This is a genomic window from Microbacterium oryzae (assembly GCF_009735645.1).
Taxonomy (GTDB): Bacteria; Actinomycetota; Actinomycetes; order Actinomycetales; family Microbacteriaceae; genus Microbacterium; species Microbacterium oryzae.
Genome location: NZ_CP032550.1, coordinates 1,077,335 through 1,097,222 on the forward strand (window position 1 = coordinate 1,077,335; position 19,888 = coordinate 1,097,222).

Genomic DNA, 19,888 nt, shown 5'->3' on the forward strand with positions numbered 1-19,888 from the left:
GCGGCGCACAAGGAGGATCATGACTCACCGCAGCCGTCTCACCCGCAGCATCGCCTACTGGGTTCTCGTGGTGGCATCGGCCGCCGCCGTGGCCGCCGGCATCGCACTGGCGCTGCCGCGCCTGGGCACCATGGAGGAGGCGCTGCTCGCGGGCACGGCCACGGGCGTGGAGGTCTACGTCGGTCAGGCGTGGATCACGCTGGCCGCCGGCCTCGTCGGTGCCGGCGTCATCGGCCTGCTCGCCGCGCTGGGGCTCGCCGCGACCGCGGCGATGCTCACCACCCGGAGCGCGCCCGCCGACGCCACCCCCGCGAGCGCCGTCGCGCCCGCCGCGGAGAACCGGCAGGAGGCCGCCGTCGCGAACGACGCCGCAGCCGCCGAGCCCGCGTTCGACGCTCCGGACGCATCCGACGCTCAGCACGAGGCCCCTGTCATCGCCCGCTGAGCGAACGCGCGAGCGCTCGGGTCAGGCCTCCTCGGCTCCCGAGCGCTCGCGGCGTCGACGCGACCCGAGATCGACGAGCGCGATGGCGAACGCGATGGCGACGAACAGCGCCACCGTCGTCAGACCGATCGCGTAGGCGTCGTGGTACACCGTGAGCGCGGGCTTGTCGCCCTCCTCGCGGAAGATCGTCGCGTAGAACAGCGACAGCCCCACCGCGGTTCCGATCGCCGTTCCGACGCGCTGCCCGAGCTGGCCGATCGATCCGGCCACGCCGCCCTGGGCGGGCGGGATCTCCGCGAGCGTGAGCGTCTGGTTCGGCGAGATGACCATCCCGCCGCCGAAGCCGCCGACCACCATGACGCCCGCCATGATCCACGGCGTGGCCTCGACCGAGGCCAGCAGCGCCGTGGCCGCGAGGGCGATGACGGTCGCCAGCACGAGCACGAGGCCCACCACGACCACGGGTCGGCCGTAGCGGCCGACGAGCTGGCCGCCGTACCACGACGAGACCGCGCTGGAGAGCGCGAAGCCGATGGTGACCATCCCGGCATGCAGCGCGGAGACGCCGAGCCCGGTCTGCAGGAACAGCGTCGTGAGCAGGAACAGCGCCGGGATGCCCGTGAAGTACGCCGCCATCAGGACCGTGCCGTTGCGGAACGACGACAGCCGGAACAGCCGCAGGTCGATGAGCGGCGAGCCCCCGCGCCGCTCGTAGCGTCGCTCCCAGACGAGGAAGCACGCCGCGAAGAGCACGAACACGACGAGCGTCCACCAGCGCTCCGGTGCGTCGTCGGGAGAGCCCGTCGTGAGCAGGAACGGCAGCATGAGGGCGATCACCGCGACGGCGAAAAGGAGCACGCCGGCCGGGTCGAGCGACACCGGCTCCGAGCTCGGGCGCCGCACCTCCGGAAGGACCCAGATCACGAGCCCCATCGCGATCGCGAACAGCGGGACGTTCATCCAGAAGGTCCACCGCCATCCGTCGCTCTCGCCGCCGACGGCGATGAGGAGACCCCCGATGGTCGGGCCGAACGCGGTCGCGAGGCCGATCATGGCGCCGAACAGGCCGAAGGCGGTGCCGCGCTCCTTGCCCGTGAACAGCTGCTGGATGGTGCCCATCACCTGGGGCATCTGGATGCCCGCCGCCACCCCCTGCAGCAGCCGCGCGGCGAGGAGCATCTCGATGCTGCCGGCCAGCGCACAGCCGATGCTGGAGAGGGTGAAGAGCGCGAGGCCGACGATGAGGAGGGTCTTGCGCGAGCGCTGATCGCCCAATCGCCCCATGGGCACCAGCACGAGGCCGAACGCGAGGATGTAGCCCGAGACGACGAGCTGGAGCTCGGTCGACCCCGCTCCGAAGGCGGCCTCGATGGATGGCAGCGCGACGTTGACCTTGGAGATGTCGAGGATCGTCAGTCCCGACACGCTCACGCAGACCCAGAACGCCTGCCAGCGGCGGCGATCGGAGATCGGGATGGACCGGGTCGGCGAAGGCGCAGGCGTGTTCGACATCACCTGAGACGCTACTCCGCCCCGCTGGGGCGGGCCCCGTCAGAAGGGAAGCAGCGGGTCGACCGCGACCGCAACGAAGACGAGCGTCAGGTATGTGATCGACGCGTGGAACACGCGCATGGGGCGCGGCCGCTCGTCCCCACCCTGCTCGAGGACGGTGCGGCGGTAGAGCCGGTGCGACTCGTAGATGAACCAGCCGCCGAACACAAGCGCGGAGACCGAGTACACCAGGCCCATGCCCGCGACGGGGATGAGCAGCAGCGAGCACGCGACGGTGGCCCACGCGTACAGGATGATCTGCAGGCCCACCTGCGACCCGGAGCGCGTGGCGCCGAGCATCGGCACGTCGGTGTTCTCGTAGTCGGTCGCGTACTTGATCGACAGCGGCCAGTAGTGCGGGGGCGTCCAGAGGAACACGAGGGCGAAGAGGATGAACGGCGCCCAGTCGAGCCCGTTCGTCACTGCCGCCCATCCGATGAGCACCGGGAAGCACCCGGCGATCCCGCCCCACACGATGTTCTGCTCGGTGCGGCGCTTGAGGATCATCGTGTAGATGACGACGTAGAAGAAGATCGCGAACGCCGACAGGAAGGCCGTGAGCAGGTTCGTCGTCAGCAGGAACCATCCGGTGGAGATGATCGCGAGCGCCCACGCGAACACGAGGGCGTTCCGCGGCGAGATCTCTCCGGTGACGATCGGGCGGTTCTCCGTGCGCGCCATGTGCGCATCGATGTCGCGGTCGATGTACATGTTGAACGTGGCCGCGGAGCCCGCGCTCAGCGAGCCGCCGATGACCGTGGCCAGCACGAGCCAGAGATCCGGCATCCCCTGTGCGGCGAGGAACATGACCGGCACCGTGGAGACGAGCAGGAGCTCCAGCACCCGCGGCTTGGTCAGCGCGACGTAGGCGCGGATCTTCCGGCCGAGTCGCTGACGGGAGGTCCGTTCGGTATCGACGACCGTCGTGGACATGAGCTCACGTCTCCCCTCGGATGGCACAGACACTCCTGATTCTAGGCCATCCCCGCCCCGGAAAGCGCCCGTGACGGCAGGTCGTCACAGTCCGCCGTCGCGGCTCGTCACGCCGCTATGCTGGGGCCAGAACGCGCGTCCCAGCGCCGTCTGCCCCTCGTCGAGACGAGTTCGGCTGGCCGGGAGCCGGGCGCGGAAACCCCACCACGAAAGGCGGTCCGGTGTCGGAACTGCGTTGGGATGAGATCGATCGGCGCGCTGTTGACACGGCTCGCGTGCTGGCCGCGGATGCCGTGGAGAAGGTCGGCAACGGCCACCCGGGAACGGCGATGAGCCTCGCGCCCGCCGCCTACCTGCTGTACCAGCGGGTGATGCGCCATGACCCGGCCGACACGCACTGGGCGGGCCGTGACCGGTTCATCCTCTCGGCCGGGCACTCGTCGCTGACGCAGTACGTGCAGCTCTACCTGGGCGGGTTCGGCCTCGAGCTCGACGACCTGAAGGCGCTGCGCACGTGGGGTTCGCTCACACCCGGTCACCCGGAGTACGGACACACCAAGGGCGTGGAGATCACGACCGGTCCGCTGGGTCAGGGTCTGGCGTCGTCGGTCGGCTTCGCCTACGCCGCGCGCTATGAGCGCGGTCTGTTCGACCCGGAGGCGCCGGCCGGCCAGAGCCCGTTCGACCACCACATCTACGTGATCGCCGGCGACGGCGACATGCAGGAGGGCGTCACGAGCGAGGCGGGGTCGCTCGCCGGCCACCAGCAGCTGGGCAACCTCATCGCGATCTACGACTCCAACCAGATCTCCATCGAGGACGACACGAACGTGTCGTTCACCGAGGACGTCGCCGCGCGCTACGAGGCGTACGGCTGGCAGGTGCAGGTCGTGGACTGGAAGAAGACCGGCACCTACGTCGAGGACGTCGAGGAGCTGTTCCAGGCGATCGAGGCCGCGAAGGCCGAGACGACCAGGCCCTCGCTCATCGTGCTGCGCACGATCATCGGCTACCCCTCGCCGGGCAAGCAGAACAGCGGCAAGATCCACGGCGCGAAGCTCGGCGCGGAGGAGCTGGCCGCCACGAAGGGCGCGCTCGGGTTCGATCCGGAGCAGCACTTCGCCGTCGCCGACGAGGTCATCTCGCACACCCGCCAGCTGGGCGAGCGCGGCGCGGCCGCCCACGCCGAGTGGCAGGAGAAGTTCGACGCGTGGGCCGCGGCGAACCCCGAGCGCAAGGCGCTCTGGGACCGCCTGCAGGAGGGCACGCTGCCCGAGGGCATCGAGTCCGCGCTTCCGGTGTTCGAGGCCGGCAAGGACGTCTCCACCCGCGCCGCATCGGGGCAGGTCATCAACGCCCTCGCCGCCGAGCTCCCTGAGCTCTGGGGCGGGTCGGCCGACCTCGCCGAGTCGAACCTCACCACGATCAAGGACGCGGCGTCGTTCATCCCGGAGGAGTGGTCCACCCACGAGTGGTCGGGCAACCCCTACGGACGCGTGCTGCACTTCGGCATCCGCGAGCACGCGATGGGCGCGATCCTCAACGGCATCGTCCTGCACGGCCCGACGCGCGCCTTCGGCGGCACGTTCCTCATCTTCAGCGACTACATGCGCCCCGCGGTGCGTCTGGCCGCGCTGATGAACGTTCCCAGCGTGTTCGTGTGGACCCACGACTCCGTCGCGCTCGGCGAGGACGGCCCCACGCACCAGCCGATCGAGCAGCTGGCCGCGCTCCGCCTCATCCCGAACCTCGCCGTGGTGCGCCCCGCCGACGCCAACGAGACGTCCGCGGCCTGGCTGGAGATCCTCCGCCGTCAGGAGGGACCGGCCGGCATCGCCCTCACCCGTCAGAACATCCCGGTGTTCGATCGCGGCGACGGCGCGGCATCCGGTGACGTCTTCGCCTCCGCGGCGAACACCGCCAAGGGCGCGTACGTCCTCGCGGAGGCGCCCAACGGCACCCCCGACGTGATCATCATCGCCACCGGCTCCGAGGTGCAGCTGGCCGTCGAGGCTCGCCAGCGCCTCGCCGCCGACGGCATCAATGCCCGCGTGGTGTCGGCTCCCTCGCTGGAGTGGTTCGCGGAGCAGAGCGCGGAGTACCGCGAGAGCGTGCTCCCCGCCGCCGTCACCGCCCGCGTCTCGGTCGAGGCCGGCGCGACGGGCCTGTGGCAGGGCATCGTGGGCGACCGCGGCCGCACGGTCGGGATCGACCACTTCGGCGCATCCGCCGACTACCAGACGCTGTTCGAGAAGTTCGGCATCACGACGGACGCCGTCGTCGACGCCGCACGCGAGACCCTCAAGGAGAACGCATGACCTCCCCCACTGCAGACCTGTCCGGAGCCGGCGTCAGCATCTGGCTCGACGACCTCTCGCGTTCGCGCATCACCTCCGGGAACCTGCGCGAGCTCATCGAGAACCGCAACGTCGTCGGCGTCACGACCAACCCGACGATCTTCCAGGGCGCGATCTCCGCGCACGTGGGCTACGAGGAGTCCCTCGCCGCGCAGGCCGCGGACGGCGCATCGGTCGACGACGCGATCTTCGCGCTGACGACCACCGACGTCCGCGACGCGTGCGAGATCTTCCGCCCCATCTACGACGCGACCTCCGGCGTGGACGGCCGCGTGTCGATCGAGGTGTCCCCCGTCGTCGCGCACGACACCGAGGCCACTGTCGAGCAGGCCAAGCAGCTGCACGCCGCCGTCGACCGTGAGAACGTCCTCATCAAGATCCCCGCGACGAAGGCGGGCCTGCCCGCCATCACGGAGACCATCGCCGCCGGCATCTCCGTCAACGTCACGCTGATCTTCAGCCTCGAGCGCTACGCCGAGGTGATCGAGGCGTACCTCGCCGGACTTGAGAAGGCCCGCGACGCCGGCCACGATCTCTCCCGCATCCACTCCGTGGCGTCGTTCTTCGTCTCCCGCGTGGACTCCGAGGTCGACAAGCGCCTCGCGGCCATCGGCACCGACGAGGCCCTCGCGCTGAAGTCGAAGGCGGGGCTCGCGAACGCGCGGCTCGCCTATGAGCTCTTCGAGCAGAAGTTCGACGAGAAGCGCGCGACCGACCTCATCGCCGCGGGCGCCAACGTGCAGCGTCCGCTGTGGGCCTCCACCGGCGTCAAGGACCCGGCGCTCCCCGACACCCTCTACGTCACCGAGCTCGTCGCCGCGGGCACCGTCAACACGATGCCCGAGAAGACGCTCGAGGCGACATTCGACCACGGCGTCATCACGGGCGACACCATCACGGGCGGGTACGCCGACGCGCACCGCCTGTTCGACGAGCTCGCGGCCGTCGGCGTGGACTTCGCCGACGTCACCGATTCGCTCGAGAACGAGGGCGTGTCGAAGTTCATCGCGTCCTGGGAGGACCTGCAGGAGACGGTGCGCGCCGCCCTGGAGTCCAAGCAGTGACATTCGCCATCCGCGTGTCCGGCGCGGCGAGGGCGGCGGCCGAGGAGGCCGTTCCGGCCCTCGTCGCCGACCTCGTCGCGTCGGGCATCACCGCCGAGGACCCCACCCTGTGGGGCTCCTCGGCGGAGGCCGAGGCGTCTCGGCGCCTCGGCTGGGTCGAGGCGGTCGCCGACGTGCGTCCGCTCGTCCCCGAGATCATCGCGCTGCGCGACGATCTCCGAGCCCGCGGTGTGGACCGCGTGATCCTGGCCGGGATGGGCGGCTCGTCGCTCGCTCCCGAGGTGATCACGCGCACTGCCGGCGTGGACCTCGAGATCCTCGATTCGACGGCGCCCGCCGACGTGCTCGCCGCCCTCGACGGCGGCCTCGAGCGGACCGTGCTCGTGGTGTCGTCGAAGTCCGGCTCGACGGTCGAGACCGACGCCCAGCGTCGCGTCTTCGAAGCGGCCTTCCGCGACCTCGGCATCGATCCGGCGGAGCGCATCGTCGTCGTCACCGACCCCGGCTCTCCCCTGGAGGCGGAGGCGCGCGCCGCCGGGTATCGCGTCTTCGAGGCCGACCCCGAGGTCGGCGGTCGCTACTCCGCTCTCACGGCGTTCGGCCTCGTGCCGTCCGGTCTCGCAGGCGCCGACATCGACCACCTCCTCGACGAGGCCCAGTCGGTGATGCTCGAGGTCGCGATCGACTCGCCGTCGAACCCCGCGCTGGTGCTCGGCGCGGCGATCGCCGCGACATCTCCGCGCCGCGACAAGCTCGGGCTCATCGCCGACGGCACGCCCATCCAGGGCCTGCCCGACTGGATCGAGCAGCTGGTCGCGGAGTCCACGGGGAAGGACGGCACGGGGATCCTCCCGGTGGTGCTCCTCCCCGTCTCCCCCGAGGTCGACAGCGTCCCCGCCGACCTGCAGATCGTGCGCATCGTCGACGACGTCGACGATGCGCCGCACCACGGTCACGGCGAGGTGCTCATCAGCGGGTCGCTCGGCGAGCAGTTCCTGGTGTGGGAGTACGCGGTCGCGGTCGCCTCGCGTCTCCTCGGCGTCAACCCCTTCGACCAGCCCGACGTCGAGGCCGCCAAGGAGGCCGCGCGCGGACTTCTGGCCGATCGCCCCGCGCCCGCCGCGCCGGCGTTCGTCGAGGACGGGGTCGAGGTGCGCGTGAGCGACCCGGCGCTGGCGACCTCCGGCACGATCGCCGGCGTGCTCGACGCCCTGTGGGCGACGGTCCCTGCCGACGGCTACGTGTCCATCCAGGCGTACGTGGCGCGCAGCGAGGTGCCGCAGCTCGACGGCCTCCGCGAGATGGTGGCGGCCGACTCCGGCCATCCGACCACCTTCGGGTGGGGACCGCGGTTCCTGCACTCGACCGGTCAGTATCACAAGGGCGGACCGGCCAACGGGGTGTTCGTGCAGATCACCGAGCGCACCCCGGTCGACCTCGAGATCCCGGGTCTGCCCTTCACGTTCGCGCAGCTCATCGAGGCGCAGGCCGACGGCGACGCGCGCGTGCTGGCCGCTCGCGGCCGCCCGGTCGTCACCCTCACTCTCACCGATCCCCAGACCGAGGTCCTCTCGCTGTTCGAAGCAGCGCTGTAGGGCCAGGAGGAGTCTTCCCTTTCATGACCGTTGACATCTCGCGGGGCGGCAATCCGCTTCGCGATCCCGATGACCGCCGCCTCAATCGCATCGCCGGTCCGAGCGCGCTCGTGATCTTCGGCGTGACGGGCGACCTGTCGCGCAAGAAGCTCATGCCCGCGGTGTACGACCTCGCCAACCGCGGTCTCCTGCCGCCCGGGTTCGCGCTCGTGGGCTTCGCCCGCCGCGACTGGGAGGACGAGGACTTCGCGCAGGTGGTGCAGGATGCCGTCAAGAAGTACGCGCGCACCGAGTACCGCGAGGAGACCTGGCAGCAGCTCGCCCAGGGCATCCGCTTCGTCCAGGGGCAGTTCGACGACCCCGCCGCGTTCCGCAAGCTCCGTGAGACCGTCGACACCCTCGACGTCGAGCGCGGCACCATGGGGAACCACGCGTTCTACCTGTCGATCCCGCCGAAGTCGTTCCCCGTCGTCGCGCAGCAGCTGCTCGAGTCGGGGCTCGTCGACGAGAAGCCGGACGACTCCCGCTGGCGCCGCGTCGTCATCGAGAAGCCGTTCGGACACGATCTCGAATCCGCGCGTGCGCTCAACGATGCGCTCGAGGCCGCCTTCCCCGCCGACTCGATCTTCCGCATCGACCACTACCTCGGCAAGGAGACGGTCCAGAACATCCTGGCGCTGCGCTTCGCCAACGAGCTGTACGAGCCGATCTGGAACCGCAACTACGTCGACCACGTGCAGATCACGATGGCCGAGGACATCGGCGTGAGCGGTCGCGCGGGCTACTACGACGGCGTCGGCGCCGCGCGCGACGTCATCCAGAACCACCTCTTGCAGCTGCTCGCCCTCACGGCCATGGAGGAGCCCATCAGCCTCTCCGCCGAGCACCTCCGCGCCGAGAAGGAGAAGGTGCTCGCGGCGGTCACCCTCCCCGCCGATCTGTCCACCGCGACCGCGCGCGGACAGTACGCGGGCGGATGGCAGGGCGGCAAGAAGGTCACCGGCTTCCTCGAGGAGGACGGCATGAGCCCGCAGTCGCGCACGGAGACGTACGCGGCCATCAAGCTCGACATCAACACGCGCCGATGGGCCGGAGTGCCCTTCTACGTGCGGACGGGCAAGCGCCTCGGCCGTCGCGTCACCGAGATCGCGGTCGTGTTCAAGCGCGCTCCCGAGCACCTGTTCTCGCGCGGCCAGACGAGCGAGCTCGGCCAGAACGCCCTCGTCATCCGCGTTCAGCCCGATGAGGGCGTGACCCTGCGGTTCGGCTCCAAGGTGCCCGGCGCCGGAACGAACGTCCGCGACGTCACGATGGACTTCGGATACGGCCACGCGTTCACGGAGGCGAGCCCCGAGGCGTACGAGCGGCTCATCCTGGACGTCCTCCTCGGCGACCCGCCCCTGTTCCCCCGGCACGAGGAGGTCGAGCTGTCCTGGCGGATCCTCGACCCCGTCGAGAAGTACTGGGCGTCGCTCGACGAACCGCTCGAGCAGTACGACTCCGGATCGTGGGGCCCGGCATCCGCCGACGCCCTGCTCGCCCGTGACGGCCGCGTTTGGAGGCGCCCGTGATCATCGATCTTCCCGACACCAGCGTCAGCGACATCGCCAAGCGCCTTGTCTCGGTGCGCGAGGAGGGCGGCGCCGTCGCCCTCGGGCGCGTGCTGACGCTCATCATCAAGTCGAAGCGCAAGCTCGACGAAGCCGTGATCGATGCGGCGAACGACGCCTCGCGCGAGCATCCCATGCGCGTCATCGTGCTCGTCACGGACTCCCGCGGCGAGGCGAAGCTCGACGCCGAGATCCGCGTGGGCGGCGACGCCGGCGCGAGCGAGGTCGTGGTGCTCCGCGCCTACGGTCCGGCGGCGAGCAACGAGGAGACCCTCATCACGGGCCTCCTGCTGCCCGACGCGCCCGTCGTCGTGTGGTGGCCGGATGAGCCACCGGCGCGGCCGGGCAAGGATGCGCTCGGCCGCATCGCGCAGCGCCGCATCACGGACACCTCGACGGCGCCCTACGCGCCGGACCGGCTGCGCCAGCTCGACCTGGTCTACACGCCCGGCGACACCGACCTCGCGTGGACGCGTCTCACGCGCTGGCGCGAGCAGCTCGCCGCGGTGCTCGACCAGCCGCCCTTCGAGGCCGTCACGGCGGTCGAGGTGCGCGGTGCGTCGTCCTCGCCGTCGACCGCGCTCCTGGCCGCGTGGCTGGGGATGGCCCTGGACGTCCCCGTCGACTGGGCCTACGAGTCGCCCCAGGCGTGGGATCACGGCATCCACTCGGTGACGCTGCGACGCGCGTCCGGCGACATCGTCCTGGAGCGCCACAGCGCCACGCACGCGACCCTCACGCAGCCCGGGCAGCCCGATCACGTGCTGCTCCTCCCCCGCCGCTCGCTGCGCGAGTGCATCGCCGAGGAGCTGCGCCGTCTGGATCCGGACCTGCTCTACGGTCGTGTCCTCACGGAGGGCTGGGAGCGCCTCGGGCCCGCGTCCGAGGAGTTCTGATGGCCGACCCTCGCGTCGTCGTCCAGTCGGACAAGGCGTCTCTCGGCGAGCACGTGGCGAACCGCTTCGTGGGTCTGCTCGCGCAGCTCACACAGCAGGCGCGCCCCGTGCACGTCTCGCTGACCGGCGGGTCGATGGGCGTCGCCGTGCTCGAGGCCACCGCCGCGCACGCGTGGCGAGACAACATCGACTGGTCGCTCGTGCACTTCTGGTGGAGCGACGAGCGCTTCGTGCCCCGCGCGGACCCGGAGCGCAACGCCGGACAGGCGCGAGCCGCACTGCTGTCGCAGATCGCGATCCCGGCGGAGAACGTGCACGAGCCCGCCGCGACGGACGACGGCGTGAGCCTCGACGAGGCGGCGACCGCGTACGCCGCCGACCTCGCGGCGTTCGCGTCGTCGCCGGAGCACGCCGCTCCCGCGTTCGACGTCTGCTTCCTGGGTGTCGGACCGGACGCGCACATCGCCTCGCTCTTCCCGGACCGGGAGGAGGTGAACGTCGTGGACGCGACCGTGCTGCCCGTGCGCAATTCGCCCAAGCCGCCGCCCGAGCGCATCACGTTCACCCGCCCCGTCATCAACGCCTCGACACGGGTCTGGATGGTGCTCGCGGGCGCCGACAAGGCATCCGCGCTGGGCCTCGTCATGGCGGGCGCGAGCTATGCGTCGGTGCCCGCGGCGGGCGCCCACGGCACCGAGGAGACGGTGGTCTTCACCGATCAGGCCGCGGCCGCCGAGGTGCCCGAGGATCTCATCGATCCCGACTGATCGCCGCAGGATCGCAGTACGACGAAGCGAGCCGGCCTCGGGGCGTCCCGAGGCCGGCTCGCTTGGTGAAGGAATCGGCTACTGGCCGCGCTTCTCGCGCAGCTTCTGCAGCGCATCGCCGAGCAGCTCCTCGGCCTCCTCGTCGCTGCGACGCTCCTTCACGTAGGCGAGGTGCGTCTTATAGGGCTCGTTGCGGGAGGCCTCGGGCGGGTTCTCCCGGTCGCGCCCCGCGGGCAGGCCGGAGTGCGGGTGGTCGATGGTGTCCGGGATCTCCTCCTCGGGGATGCCGGCGGCGTAGTAGCGCACAGCCTCGTTGCCGAGTGCGTCCCAGTAGGACACCGCGACGCGGTCGGCCTGGTGTCCGTGATCCTGCTCGCCCATCGGGCCCGATCCCACGCGCGTGCCGCGGATCGCGTTACCGCCGGTGGCCATCAGATCACCTGGAACTTCGTGATGAGCCCGAGGCCCACGATCGCGAGGAACCACACCAGCGCGAGGATGATCGTGAGGTAGTTCAGGTTGCGCTCCGCGAGACCCGAGGATCCGACGGCCTGCGACATCCCGCCGCCGAACATGTCGGAGAGTCCGCCGCCGCGCCCCTTGTGGAGCAGGATGAGCAGCGTCAGGAGGAGACTGGTGATCCCCAGGACCACCTGGAGGATGAACTCGAGAACGTCCACGAAGAGCCTTTCATGAGTGCGCGCGCGTGCGCGGCGCACGGAGTTCAGTATACGGCGAGGGCCGTGCGGCCCGAGCAGAGGCGCCCGGGCCGCAGCGGCTCACACGCCGACGTGCTTCTCGAAGCGGATGATCGCCGCGAACTCGTCGACCTTGATGCTGGCGCCGCCGACGAGCGCGCCGTCGACATCGGGCTCGCGCATGTAGGAGGCGATGTTCGCCGACTTCACCGAGCCGCCGTACAGGACGCGGGTGCGCTCGGATGCCTCTGCGCCGAGCTTCGCGCCGATGACCTCGCGCAGCTTGGCGCAGACCTCCTGCGCCTGCTCGGGGGTCGCGGCCTGGCCGGACCCGATGGCCCAGACGGGCTCGTACGCGACGACGATGTCGGCGTCGGCGGGGACATCCGCCAGCGCCTTCTCGAGCTGGGCGACGGGAACCGCGCTCGCGCCGTGCTTCTCGAGGTCCTCGCTGGTCTCGCCCACGCAGATCACCGGCACGAGGCCGTGCTTGAGCGCGGCCTGCACCTTCGCCGCGACGACGTCATCGCCCTCGGCGTGGTACTCGCGACGCTCGGAGTGGCCGATGATGACCTGCGACACCGCGAGCTTCTTCAGGAACGCACCCGAGATCTCCCCCGTGTACGCGCCCTCATCGTGCGTGGACAGATCCTGCGCACCGAGGGTGAACGGGATCTTGTCGGCATCGAGCAGCGTCTGCACGCTGCGCAGGTCGGTGAAGGGCGGGAAGACCGCCACCTCGACGCTGCCGTCCTCGTGCTTGGCGTCCTTGAGCGCCCAGTGCAGCTTCTGCACGAGAGCGACCGCCTGCAGGTGGTCGAGGTTCATCTTCCAGTTGCCCGCGATCAGCGGGGTCCGCTTCGTCATGCCCATCCGAGCACCTCCAGTCCGGGAAGCTTCTTGCCCTCGAGGAATTCGAGGCTGGCGCCGCCGCCGGTCGAGATGTGACCGAAGGCGGAATCGTCGAAGCCGAGCTGACGCACGGCCGCGGCGGAGTCCCCGCCGCCCACGACGCTGAGGCCGTCGACCTCGGTGAGGGCCTGGGCGACAGCCTTCGTCCCGGCCGCGAACGGCTCGAGCTCGAAGACGCCCATGGGCCCGTTCCAGAACACCGTCTTCGACCCGCGCACGGCCTCCGCGAAGGCGGCGGCCGTATCGGGGCCGATGTCGAGGCCGAGCCCGGAGGCGCCGAAGGGCGAGTCCTCGATAGCGTCGGCCGCGGTCACCACGTGGTCGGCGTCCGCACCGAACTTCGACGCCACGACGACGTCGGTCGGCAGGACGAGCTCCACGCCGCCTTCCTCGGCAGCGCGGATGTATCCGGCCGCGGTCTCGATCTGGTCGCTCTCGAGCAGGCTCGAGGCCACCTTGTGGCCCTGGGCCGCGAGGAAGGTGAAGAGCATGCCGCCGCCGATGAGGATGCGGTCCACGCGCGGCAGGAGGTGGTCGATGACGCCGAGCTTGTCGGACACCTTCGACCCGCCGAGCACCACCGTGTAGGGGCGCACCGGGCTCTCGGTGAGCGTGTCGAGCACCTCGAGCTCCTTCGCGATGAGGAGACCGGCCGCGCTCGGCAGCTGCTGGGCGAGGTCGTAGACGCTCGCCTGCTTGCGGTGCACGACGCCGAAGCCGTCGGAGACCATCACGTCGGCGAGCTCGGCGAGCTGCGCCGCGAAGGCGCCGCGCTCCGCGTCGTCCTTCGCGGTCTCGCCCGCGTTGAACCGCAGGTTCTCGAGAACGGCGATCTGGCCATCCTCGAGGCTCGCCGCGGTCTCGCGAGCGGAGTCGCCCACCGTGTCCGTCGCGAACGCGACGGGGCGGTCGAGCAGCTCGGCGAGACGGTCGGCGACCGGCTTCAGGCTGTACTGGGGGTCGGGCTCGCCCTTCGGGCGGCCCAGGTGCGAGATGGCCACGACGCGCGCGCCTGCGTCGAGCAGGGCGTTGAGCGTGGGCAGCGACGCGCGGAGTCGGCCGTCATCGGTGATGACGCCGTCCGAGAGGGGCACGTTGAAGTCGCATCGGATGACGACGCGCTTCCCGGCGAGATCGCCGAGCGTTTCGAGTGTTCGCAGTGACATCGTTTCTCAATCTACAGGCGGAGAGCCCGCCGGCACGGTGGACACCGCAAGCCGACGGGCTCTCCGGGAGCTTCCTGCTGGGTCAGAACTTCGAGGCGACCAGCTCGGTGAGGTCGACGAGGCGGTTGGAGTAACCCCACTCGTTGTCGTACCACGCCGACAGCTTGACCTGGTTGCCGAGCACGCGCAGCAGGCCCGCGTCGAAGATCGACGAGTGCGGGTCGTGCGTGATGTCGCTGGAGACGATCTCGTCCTCGGTGTACTTGAGGATGCCCTTGAGCGGCCCCTCTGCGGCCTCCTTGTAGGCGGCCTTGATCTCGTCGAGGGTGAGCTCGCGCTCGGTCTCGACGGTCAGGTCCGTGATCGAGCCGGTGGGAACCGGCACGCGCAGCGCGAAGCCGTCGAGTTTGCCCTTCAGCTCCGGCAGCACGAGGCCGATGGCCTTCGCCGCACCGGTCGAGGTCGGCACGATGTTGAGCGCCGCCGCGCGAGCGCGACGGAGGTCGGAGTGCGGGCCGTCCTGGAGGTTCTGGTCGGCGGTGTACGCGTGCACGGTCGTCATGAGACCGCGGACGATGCCGAACTTGTCGTTGAACACCTTCGCCAGCGGCGCGAGGCAGTTCGTGGTGCACGACGCGTTGGAGATGATGTGGTGGTTCTCGTGGTCGTACTCGTGCTCGTTGACGCCGAGCACGAACGTCGCGTCCTCGCCCTTGGCGGGAGCCGAGATGAGGACCTTCTTCGCGCCGCCCTCGATGTGCTTGCGCGCGAGGTCGGCGTTGGTGAAGCGGCCGGTCGACTCGATGACGATGTCCACGCCGAGCTCGCCCCACGGCAGCGCGGCGGGGTCGCGCTCCGCGAGCGCCGCGATGCGACGGCCGCCGACCGTGATCGACTCCTCGTCGTAGGTGACCTCCTCGTTCAGCACGCCCAGGATGGAGTCGTACTTGAGCAGGTGCGCGAGGGTCTTGTTGTCGGTGAGGTCGTTGACGGCGACGATCTCGAGGTCAGCCCCCTGCGCGAGAGCCGCGCGGAGGTAGTTGCGGCCGATACGACCGAAGCCGTTGATTCCGATCCGAACAGACACTGGGTCTTCTCCTGAATTTCGTAGGTGCGCCCGCACAGGCGCGGTGGAGGGGAAGGCCGTCCGGGCGGGCTCGCACCCCGCGTCGGACGGCCGTGTCACTCAGGACGCTACCAGGAGACCCGTGGTCTTCTCGCGCGCGGTGGCGAGGCGCTGCTGGACGTTGTCCCAGTTGACGATGTTCCAGAACGCCTTGACGTAGTCGGCCTTCACGTTCTGGTAGTCGAGGTAGAAGGCGTGCTCCCACATGTCGAGGAGCAGCACCGGCACGGTTCCGGCGACGAGCTGCTGCTGCTGGTCGAAGAACTGCTGGATGATGAGCTGCTGGCCGATCGAGTCCCAGAAGAGACCCGCCCAGCCGGAGCCCTGGATGCCGAGCGCCGCGGCGTTGAACTGGCCCTGGAAGCCCTCGAACCCGCCGAAGTGCTCCTCGATGGCCGCGGCGATCTCGCCCTCGGGACGCTCCTGGCCCTCCGGGGTGAGGTTCGTCCAGAAGATCGAGTGGTTGGTGTGGCCGCCGAGATTGAACGCGAGGTCCTTCTCGAGCTTGTTCACGTTCGCGAAGTTGCCCGTCGCGCGGGCCTCCGCGAGCTGCTCGAGGGCGGTGTTCGCACCGGCGACGTAGGTCGCGTGGTGCTTGGAGTGGTGCAGCTCCATGATCCGGCCGCTGATGTGCGGCTCGAGCGCCGCGTAGTCGTAGGTGAGCTCCGGAAGCGTGTACTTCGCCATGCGTCGATTCTTCCCATCTCTCGGCGCCGTCGCGCGGCGCTGACCGGTGCCTCCGCCGCTGCCGCGAACGGAGGGTTCCCTCTCATCCTAGTGACGGATGGCCGGGACGGGTCGTCGAGACGGATGGCCGGAGCCGACGCGACGTCACTCCGCCCCGACGGGGACGGCCGCCTGCGTGCCGGGGATGCCATCCTGCTCCGCGCGCTTGTCGGCCATCGCCAGCAGGCGGCGGATGCGGCCCGCCACGGCGTCCTTCGTCAGCGGCGGCTCGGCGTGGTGCCCGAGCTCGTCGAGGCTCGCGTCGCGGTGGGCGAGGCGCAGCGCCCCGGCCTCGCGGAGGTGCTCCGGCACGTCCTCGCCGAGGATCTCGAGGGCGCGCTCGACGCGCGCGCAGGCGGCGACGGCGGCCTGGGCCGAGCGGCGGAGGTTCGCGTCGTCGAAGTTCACGAGGCGGTTCACGCCCGCGCGCACCTCACGGCGCTGGCGCATCTGGTCCCACTCGGCGGCGACGTTCACCGCGCCGATCGCCTGCAGCATGCCGCGGATGCCCTCGGCCTCGCGGATGACGACGCGCGGCACACCGCGCACCTCGCGCGCCTTCGCGGAGATGCCGATGCGGCCGGCGGCGCCGACGATGGCCATCCCGGCCTCGCCCGTCGGGCAGGCGACCTCGAGCGAAGCCGAGCGGCCCGGCTCGGACAGGCTGCCCGCTCCGAGGAAGGCTCCGCGCCAGATGGCGGCGAGGTCCTCGCGGGTGCCGGTCGTGAGTCGGTTCGGCAGCCCGCGGACGGGGCGACGGCGCTGATCGAGCAGGCCGGTCTGACGGGCGAGCGTCTCGCCGCCATCCACCACGCGCACGGCGAAGTGCTCGCCGTCGCGGGAGCCGGAGCCCTGGATGTGGGCGATCTCCGGACGCACGCCGTAGATCTCGGCGATGTCCCGCGCCACGCGGCGCGCGAGGTTGGGCGAGTCGACCTCGGCCTCGACCGCGACGCGTCCGGCGATGGAGTGCAGGCCGCCCGAGAACCGCAGCAGGGCCGTCGTCTCAGCGATCCGAACCGAAGGACGCGGGTCCCTGACGGTGATCAGCTCTGCCTTGACATCGGCGGTCAGTGACACGGATTTCCCCACTCTCGAAGACGGCGACGCGCCCATTTTGGCGCAAGGGTCAAGCTTAGCCGCCATACCCCTGGGACCACCGGGTGGGAACTCCCAGCCGGTGGCGTTATGACCTCGCCGTGGTGGAGCTACTCCCGCCCGAGATCGCGATGGCGCACGCGCACGGCGACGCCGGGGACGTCCTTCAGCCGCTCCGCCAGGGCCAGCGCCATGGCGACCGAGCGGTGCTTGCCGCCCGTGCACCCGACGGCCACGGTGGAGTGGTTCTTGTTCTCGCGCTGGTAGCCCTCGAGCACCGGCCGGAGCGCCTCGGCGTACGCGTCGAGGAACTCCCGCGCGCCCTCCCGCTCCATCACGTAGTCGCTCACGGGGCCATCCTGCCCGTTGAGATCGCGCAGGTCGTCGTTCCAGAACGGGTTCGGGAGGAAGCGCATGTCGGCGACGAGGTCGGCGTCGGGCGGGAGCCCGTACTTGAACCCGAAGCTCATCACCGTGACCCGGTGCCGTGGGGCGCCCTCCTCGCGCACGAGGTCGGTCACGTGCGTGGCGAGCTGGTGGATGTTGTACGTCGAGGTGTCGATGATGATGTCGGCGTTCGTGCGCACCGGCGCGAGGATCTCCCGCTCGCGTCGGATGCCGTCGAGGAGGGTGCCGTCGCCCTGCAGCGGATGCGGTCGGCGCACGGCCTCGAAGCGGCGGACCAGGACGTCGTCCGAGGCGTCGAGGAAGATCACCCGGAGGTTGTTCCGCTCGCGCAGCGCCTGCGTCGTGGCCGGGAAGTCCGCGAAGAGGTCGCGGCCGCGCACGTCGACGACGGCCGCCACGCGGGGCAGCTCGTCGCCCAGGCGGGCCGAGAGGTCGAGGAGCGGCCGCATCATCTGCGGCGGCAGGTTGTCGACGACGTACCAGTCGAGGTCCTCGAGCGCGTTGGCGACCGTCGAGCGACCCGCGCCGCTCATGCCGGTCACGATCAGGACCTCGCCCGCTGCCTCGTTCATCGCGGCCAGCCTACCGACCATCCGCGACCGGCGCGTCGACCGCGGGCTCGCGGGCGTCATCTCGATGCAGGTGCTCGTAGATCGTCGCGGCGAGCTTGGGGCCGATCCCCGGCAGCTCCTCGATCTGCTCGACGGTGCCCGCCCGCAGCGCGCTCACCGAGCCGAAGTGCCGCAGCAGGGCGCGGATGCGCGACTCGCCGAGCCCGGGGATCTCGCTGAGGACGGACTGGATGTCGCGGCGGCGCCGCTTGCGCTGATGCGTGATCGCGAAGCGGTGCGCCTCGTCGCGCAGGCGCTGCACGAGGTACAGCGCCTCCGAGGTGCGCGGCAGGATGACCGGGTAGTCCTCGCCGGGGAGCCACAGCTCCTCCAGGCGCTTCGCGATGCCGCACAGGGCGATCTCCTCGTGCCCGGACTCCCGCAGCGCGCGGGCCGCCGCGGCGACCTGCGGCTGCCCGCCGTCGACGACGAGCAGCTGGGGCGGGTACGCGAAGCGCCGCCGTTTGCTGGGCGCCGTCACGACGTCGTCGGCATCGCTCGTGGCGAGCTCGGCGGCGTCCGGCGCCGCCTCCTCCGGCCGGTCGAGATGCGCGAGCCGACGTGTGAGCACCTGGTGCATCGAGTCGGTGTCGTCGGTCGTCTCCGCGATGGAGAACGAGCGGTACTGGTCCTTGCGCGGCAGCCCGTCCTCGAACACGACCATGGAGGCCACGACGTTGGTGCCCTGCAGGTGCGAGATGTCGTAGCACTCGATCCGCAGCGGCGCCTCGTCCATCCCGAGCGCCTCCTGCAGATCGGCGAGCGCCTGGGAGCGCGCGGCGTAGTCGCTCGTTCGCCGGGTCTTGTGCCGCATGAGCGCCTGCGTGGCGTTCAGCGTCGCGTTCCGCATCAGCTCGGCGCGCTGCCCGCGCTGCGCGACGGCGACCTCGACGCGCTTCCCGCGCCGGCTCGCGAGCCACTGCTCGATCTCCTCGGCGTCGGGCGGCAGCGTCGGCACGAGCACCCGGCGCGGGACATCCGCCGGCGCGGCGTCGCCGTAGACGCGCTGCAGGATCTGATCCACGAGCTCGGGGCCCGAGATGTCGAGCTCCTTGTCGATCGTGGTGGAGTGCACTCCGCGCACGCGGCCGCCGCGGATGACGAAGTGGTGCACGGCGGCGGAGAGCTCGTCCTCGGCGATGCCGAAGAGGTCCGCGTCCGCGTCGTCGGGCAGGACCATCGCGCTCTTGTTGAGGACGGCGTCGATCGAGGCGAGCTTGTCGCGGTAGATCGCGGCCTGCTCGTAGTCCATGGCCGCCGCGGCCGCCTTCATCCGCGCGGTGAGCTCGCGGGTGAAGCGCTCGTCGCCGCCGTTCATGAACGCCACGAAGTCGTCGACCATGGCGCGGTGCTCGGCGATCGTCACGCGGTGCGAGCAGGGCCCGCCGCACTTGCCGATCTGGCCGGGGAAGCAGGGCCGCCCCGTCTGCATGGCGCGCTTGTACGACGCGTCGCTGCAGGTGCGGATGGGGAACACCTTGATCATGAGGTCGATCGTGTCGCGCACCGCCCAGATCTTCGGGTACGGCCCGAAGTACTTCGCGCCGGGGATCCGGTGGTTGCGCGTGACCATCACCCGCGGCGCCTCGTCGCCGAGCGTGACGGCGAGGAAGGGGTACGACTTGTCGTCGCGGTACTTGACGTTGAACGGCGGATCGAACTCCTTGATCCACTGGTACTCGAGCTGCAGCGAGTCGACGTCGGTCGGCACGACCGTCCACTCCACGGAGGCCGCCGTGGTGACCATCCGCCGCGTGCGCTCGTGCAGCGTGTGCAGGGGCGCGAAGTAGTTCGACAGCCGCTGACGCAGGTTCTTCGCCTTGCCGACGTAGAGCACGCGCCCGTTCGCGTCGCGGAAGCGGTACACGCCCGGATTCGTCGGGATCTCCCCCGGCTTCGGCTTGTAGGGCAGCTGATCGGCCACG

Annotated in this window: 18 protein-coding genes; 7 read left to right on the forward strand and 11 right to left on the reverse strand. The window is 70.5% G+C overall.

What is annotated here, in order from left to right:
• Positions 1–19: 19 nt before the first annotated feature.
• Positions 20–445 carry a dinucleotide-utilizing enzyme gene (locus D7D94_RS05065; protein WP_156241591.1) on the forward strand — a complete coding sequence of 142 codons (426 nt, stop codon included), beginning with the start codon at positions 20–22 and terminating at the stop codon, positions 443–445.
• Between the two features lie 21 nt (positions 446–466).
• Here D7D94_RS05065 and D7D94_RS05070 read toward each other — a convergent pair whose 3' ends face one another.
• Positions 467–1,957, reverse strand: a complete 1,491-nt coding sequence (locus D7D94_RS05070) for an MFS transporter (protein WP_156241592.1) — start codon at positions 1,955–1,957, stop codon at positions 467–469.
• Positions 1,958–1,996: 39 nt separating this feature from the next.
• Positions 1,997–2,929 (reverse strand): heme o synthase, encoded by a 933-nt coding sequence (locus D7D94_RS05075; RefSeq protein ID WP_156241593.1) that lies wholly within the window; start codon positions 2,927–2,929, stop codon positions 1,997–1,999.
• 221 nt (positions 2,930–3,150) lie between these two features.
• Between D7D94_RS05075 and tkt the strand changes: the two genes are divergently transcribed.
• Genes tkt through pgl form a run of 6 tightly spaced genes read left to right on the forward strand, consistent with a single transcriptional unit; the run spans position 3,151 to position 11,218 of the window.
• Positions 3,151–5,247 (forward strand): transketolase, encoded by a 2,097-nt coding sequence (gene tkt, locus D7D94_RS05080; protein ID WP_156241594.1) that lies wholly within the window; start codon positions 3,151–3,153, stop codon positions 5,245–5,247.
• Entirely contained in the window at positions 5,244–6,350 is a 1,107-nt protein-coding gene (gene tal / locus D7D94_RS05085) for a transaldolase (protein ID WP_156241595.1), read from the forward strand. Before tkt ends, tal begins: the two co-directional genes overlap by 4 nt.
• Positions 6,347–7,945, forward strand: a complete 1,599-nt coding sequence (locus D7D94_RS05090; RefSeq protein ID WP_156241596.1) for a glucose-6-phosphate isomerase — start codon at positions 6,347–6,349, stop codon at positions 7,943–7,945. Before tal ends, D7D94_RS05090 begins: the two co-directional genes overlap by 4 nt.
• Positions 7,946–7,968: 23 nt before the next feature.
• A complete protein-coding gene (gene zwf / locus D7D94_RS05095; RefSeq protein ID WP_156241597.1) occupies positions 7,969–9,516 on the forward strand; it encodes a glucose-6-phosphate dehydrogenase in 1,548 nt (515 codons plus the stop codon).
• The gene (locus tag D7D94_RS05100; RefSeq protein WP_156241598.1) at positions 9,513–10,451 is read left to right on the forward strand and encodes a glucose-6-phosphate dehydrogenase assembly protein OpcA; all 939 of its coding nucleotides are present in this window, start codon (positions 9,513–9,515) and stop codon (positions 10,449–10,451) included. The genes zwf and D7D94_RS05100 overlap by 4 nt, the downstream gene beginning before the upstream one ends.
• Complete coding sequence (pgl, locus tag D7D94_RS05105; protein WP_156241599.1) at positions 10,451–11,218, forward strand: 6-phosphogluconolactonase; 768 nt, start codon at positions 10,451–10,453, stop codon at positions 11,216–11,218. Before D7D94_RS05100 ends, pgl begins: the two co-directional genes overlap by 1 nt.
• 78 nt (positions 11,219–11,296) lie before the next feature.
• On the opposite strand, the gene D7D94_RS05110 is transcribed toward pgl, so the two are convergent.
• The 9 genes from D7D94_RS05110 to uvrC form a co-directional block, all read right to left on the reverse strand.
• The gene (locus D7D94_RS05110) at positions 11,297–11,650 is read right to left on the reverse strand and encodes an RNA polymerase-binding protein RbpA (protein ID WP_156241600.1); all 354 of its coding nucleotides are present in this window, start codon (positions 11,648–11,650) and stop codon (positions 11,297–11,299) included.
• On the reverse strand, positions 11,650–11,898 hold the full coding sequence (gene secG, locus D7D94_RS05115; RefSeq protein WP_156241601.1) for a preprotein translocase subunit SecG: 249 nt from the start codon (positions 11,896–11,898) through the stop codon (positions 11,650–11,652). The genes D7D94_RS05110 and secG overlap by 1 nt, the downstream gene beginning before the upstream one ends.
• 99 nt (positions 11,899–11,997) lie before the next feature.
• On the reverse strand, positions 11,998–12,789 hold the full coding sequence (gene tpiA, locus D7D94_RS05120) for a triose-phosphate isomerase (protein ID WP_156241602.1): 792 nt from the start codon (positions 12,787–12,789) through the stop codon (positions 11,998–12,000).
• A complete protein-coding gene (locus D7D94_RS05125; RefSeq protein WP_156241603.1) occupies positions 12,780–13,994 on the reverse strand; it encodes a phosphoglycerate kinase in 1,215 nt (404 codons plus the stop codon). Before D7D94_RS05125 ends, tpiA begins: the two co-directional genes overlap by 10 nt.
• An 82-nt stretch (positions 13,995–14,076) precedes the next feature.
• Complete coding sequence (gene gap / locus D7D94_RS05130) at positions 14,077–15,081, reverse strand: type I glyceraldehyde-3-phosphate dehydrogenase (protein ID WP_156241604.1); 1,005 nt, start codon at positions 15,079–15,081, stop codon at positions 14,077–14,079.
• A gap of 99 nt (positions 15,082–15,180) precedes the next feature.
• The gene (locus D7D94_RS05135) at positions 15,181–15,807 is read right to left on the reverse strand and encodes a superoxide dismutase (RefSeq protein WP_156241605.1); all 627 of its coding nucleotides are present in this window, start codon (positions 15,805–15,807) and stop codon (positions 15,181–15,183) included.
• 144 nt (positions 15,808–15,951) lie between these two features.
• Complete coding sequence (gene whiA, locus D7D94_RS05140) at positions 15,952–16,926, reverse strand: DNA-binding protein WhiA (RefSeq protein WP_156241606.1); 975 nt, start codon at positions 16,924–16,926, stop codon at positions 15,952–15,954.
• A 128-nt stretch (positions 16,927–17,054) separates the two neighbouring features.
• The gene (gene rapZ, locus D7D94_RS05145) at positions 17,055–17,924 is read right to left on the reverse strand and encodes an RNase adapter RapZ (RefSeq protein ID WP_156241607.1); all 870 of its coding nucleotides are present in this window, start codon (positions 17,922–17,924) and stop codon (positions 17,055–17,057) included.
• Between the two features lie 10 nt (positions 17,925–17,934).
• Complete coding sequence (gene uvrC, locus D7D94_RS05150) at positions 17,935–19,887, reverse strand: excinuclease ABC subunit UvrC (RefSeq protein WP_156241608.1); 1,953 nt, start codon at positions 19,885–19,887, stop codon at positions 17,935–17,937.
• Position 19,888 lies beyond the last annotated feature (1 nt).

What these genes read in the sequence shown, in the direction of transcription:
- tpiA (WP_156241602.1), bottom strand. Translation starts at nt 12,789, where the DNA reads ATGGGCATGACGAAGCGGACCCCGCTGATCGCGGGCAACTGGAAGATG.
- tal (WP_156241595.1), top strand. Translation starts at nt 5,244, where the DNA reads ATGACCTCCCCCACTGCAGACCTGTCCGGAGCCGGCGTCAGCATCTGG.
- D7D94_RS05070 (WP_156241592.1), bottom strand. Translation starts at nt 1,957, where the DNA reads ATGTCGAACACGCCTGCGCCTTCGCCGACCCGGTCCATCCCGATCTCC.
- rapZ (WP_156241607.1), bottom strand. Translation starts at nt 17,924, where the DNA reads ATGAACGAGGCAGCGGGCGAGGTCCTGATCGTGACCGGCATGAGCGGC.
- D7D94_RS05075 (WP_156241593.1), bottom strand. Translation starts at nt 2,929, where the DNA reads ATGTCCACGACGGTCGTCGATACCGAACGGACCTCCCGTCAGCGACTC.
- D7D94_RS05065 (WP_156241591.1), top strand. Translation starts at nt 20, where the DNA reads ATGACTCACCGCAGCCGTCTCACCCGCAGCATCGCCTACTGGGTTCTC.
- D7D94_RS05125 (WP_156241603.1), bottom strand. Translation starts at nt 13,994, where the DNA reads ATGTCACTGCGAACACTCGAAACGCTCGGCGATCTCGCCGGGAAGCGC.
- D7D94_RS05135 (WP_156241605.1), bottom strand. Translation starts at nt 15,807, where the DNA reads ATGGCGAAGTACACGCTTCCGGAGCTCACCTACGACTACGCGGCGCTC.
- D7D94_RS05110 (WP_156241600.1), bottom strand. Translation starts at nt 11,650, where the DNA reads ATGGCCACCGGCGGTAACGCGATCCGCGGCACGCGCGTGGGATCGGGC.
- zwf (WP_156241597.1), top strand. Translation starts at nt 7,969, where the DNA reads ATGACCGTTGACATCTCGCGGGGCGGCAATCCGCTTCGCGATCCCGAT.
- pgl (WP_156241599.1), top strand. Translation starts at nt 10,451, where the DNA reads ATGGCCGACCCTCGCGTCGTCGTCCAGTCGGACAAGGCGTCTCTCGGC.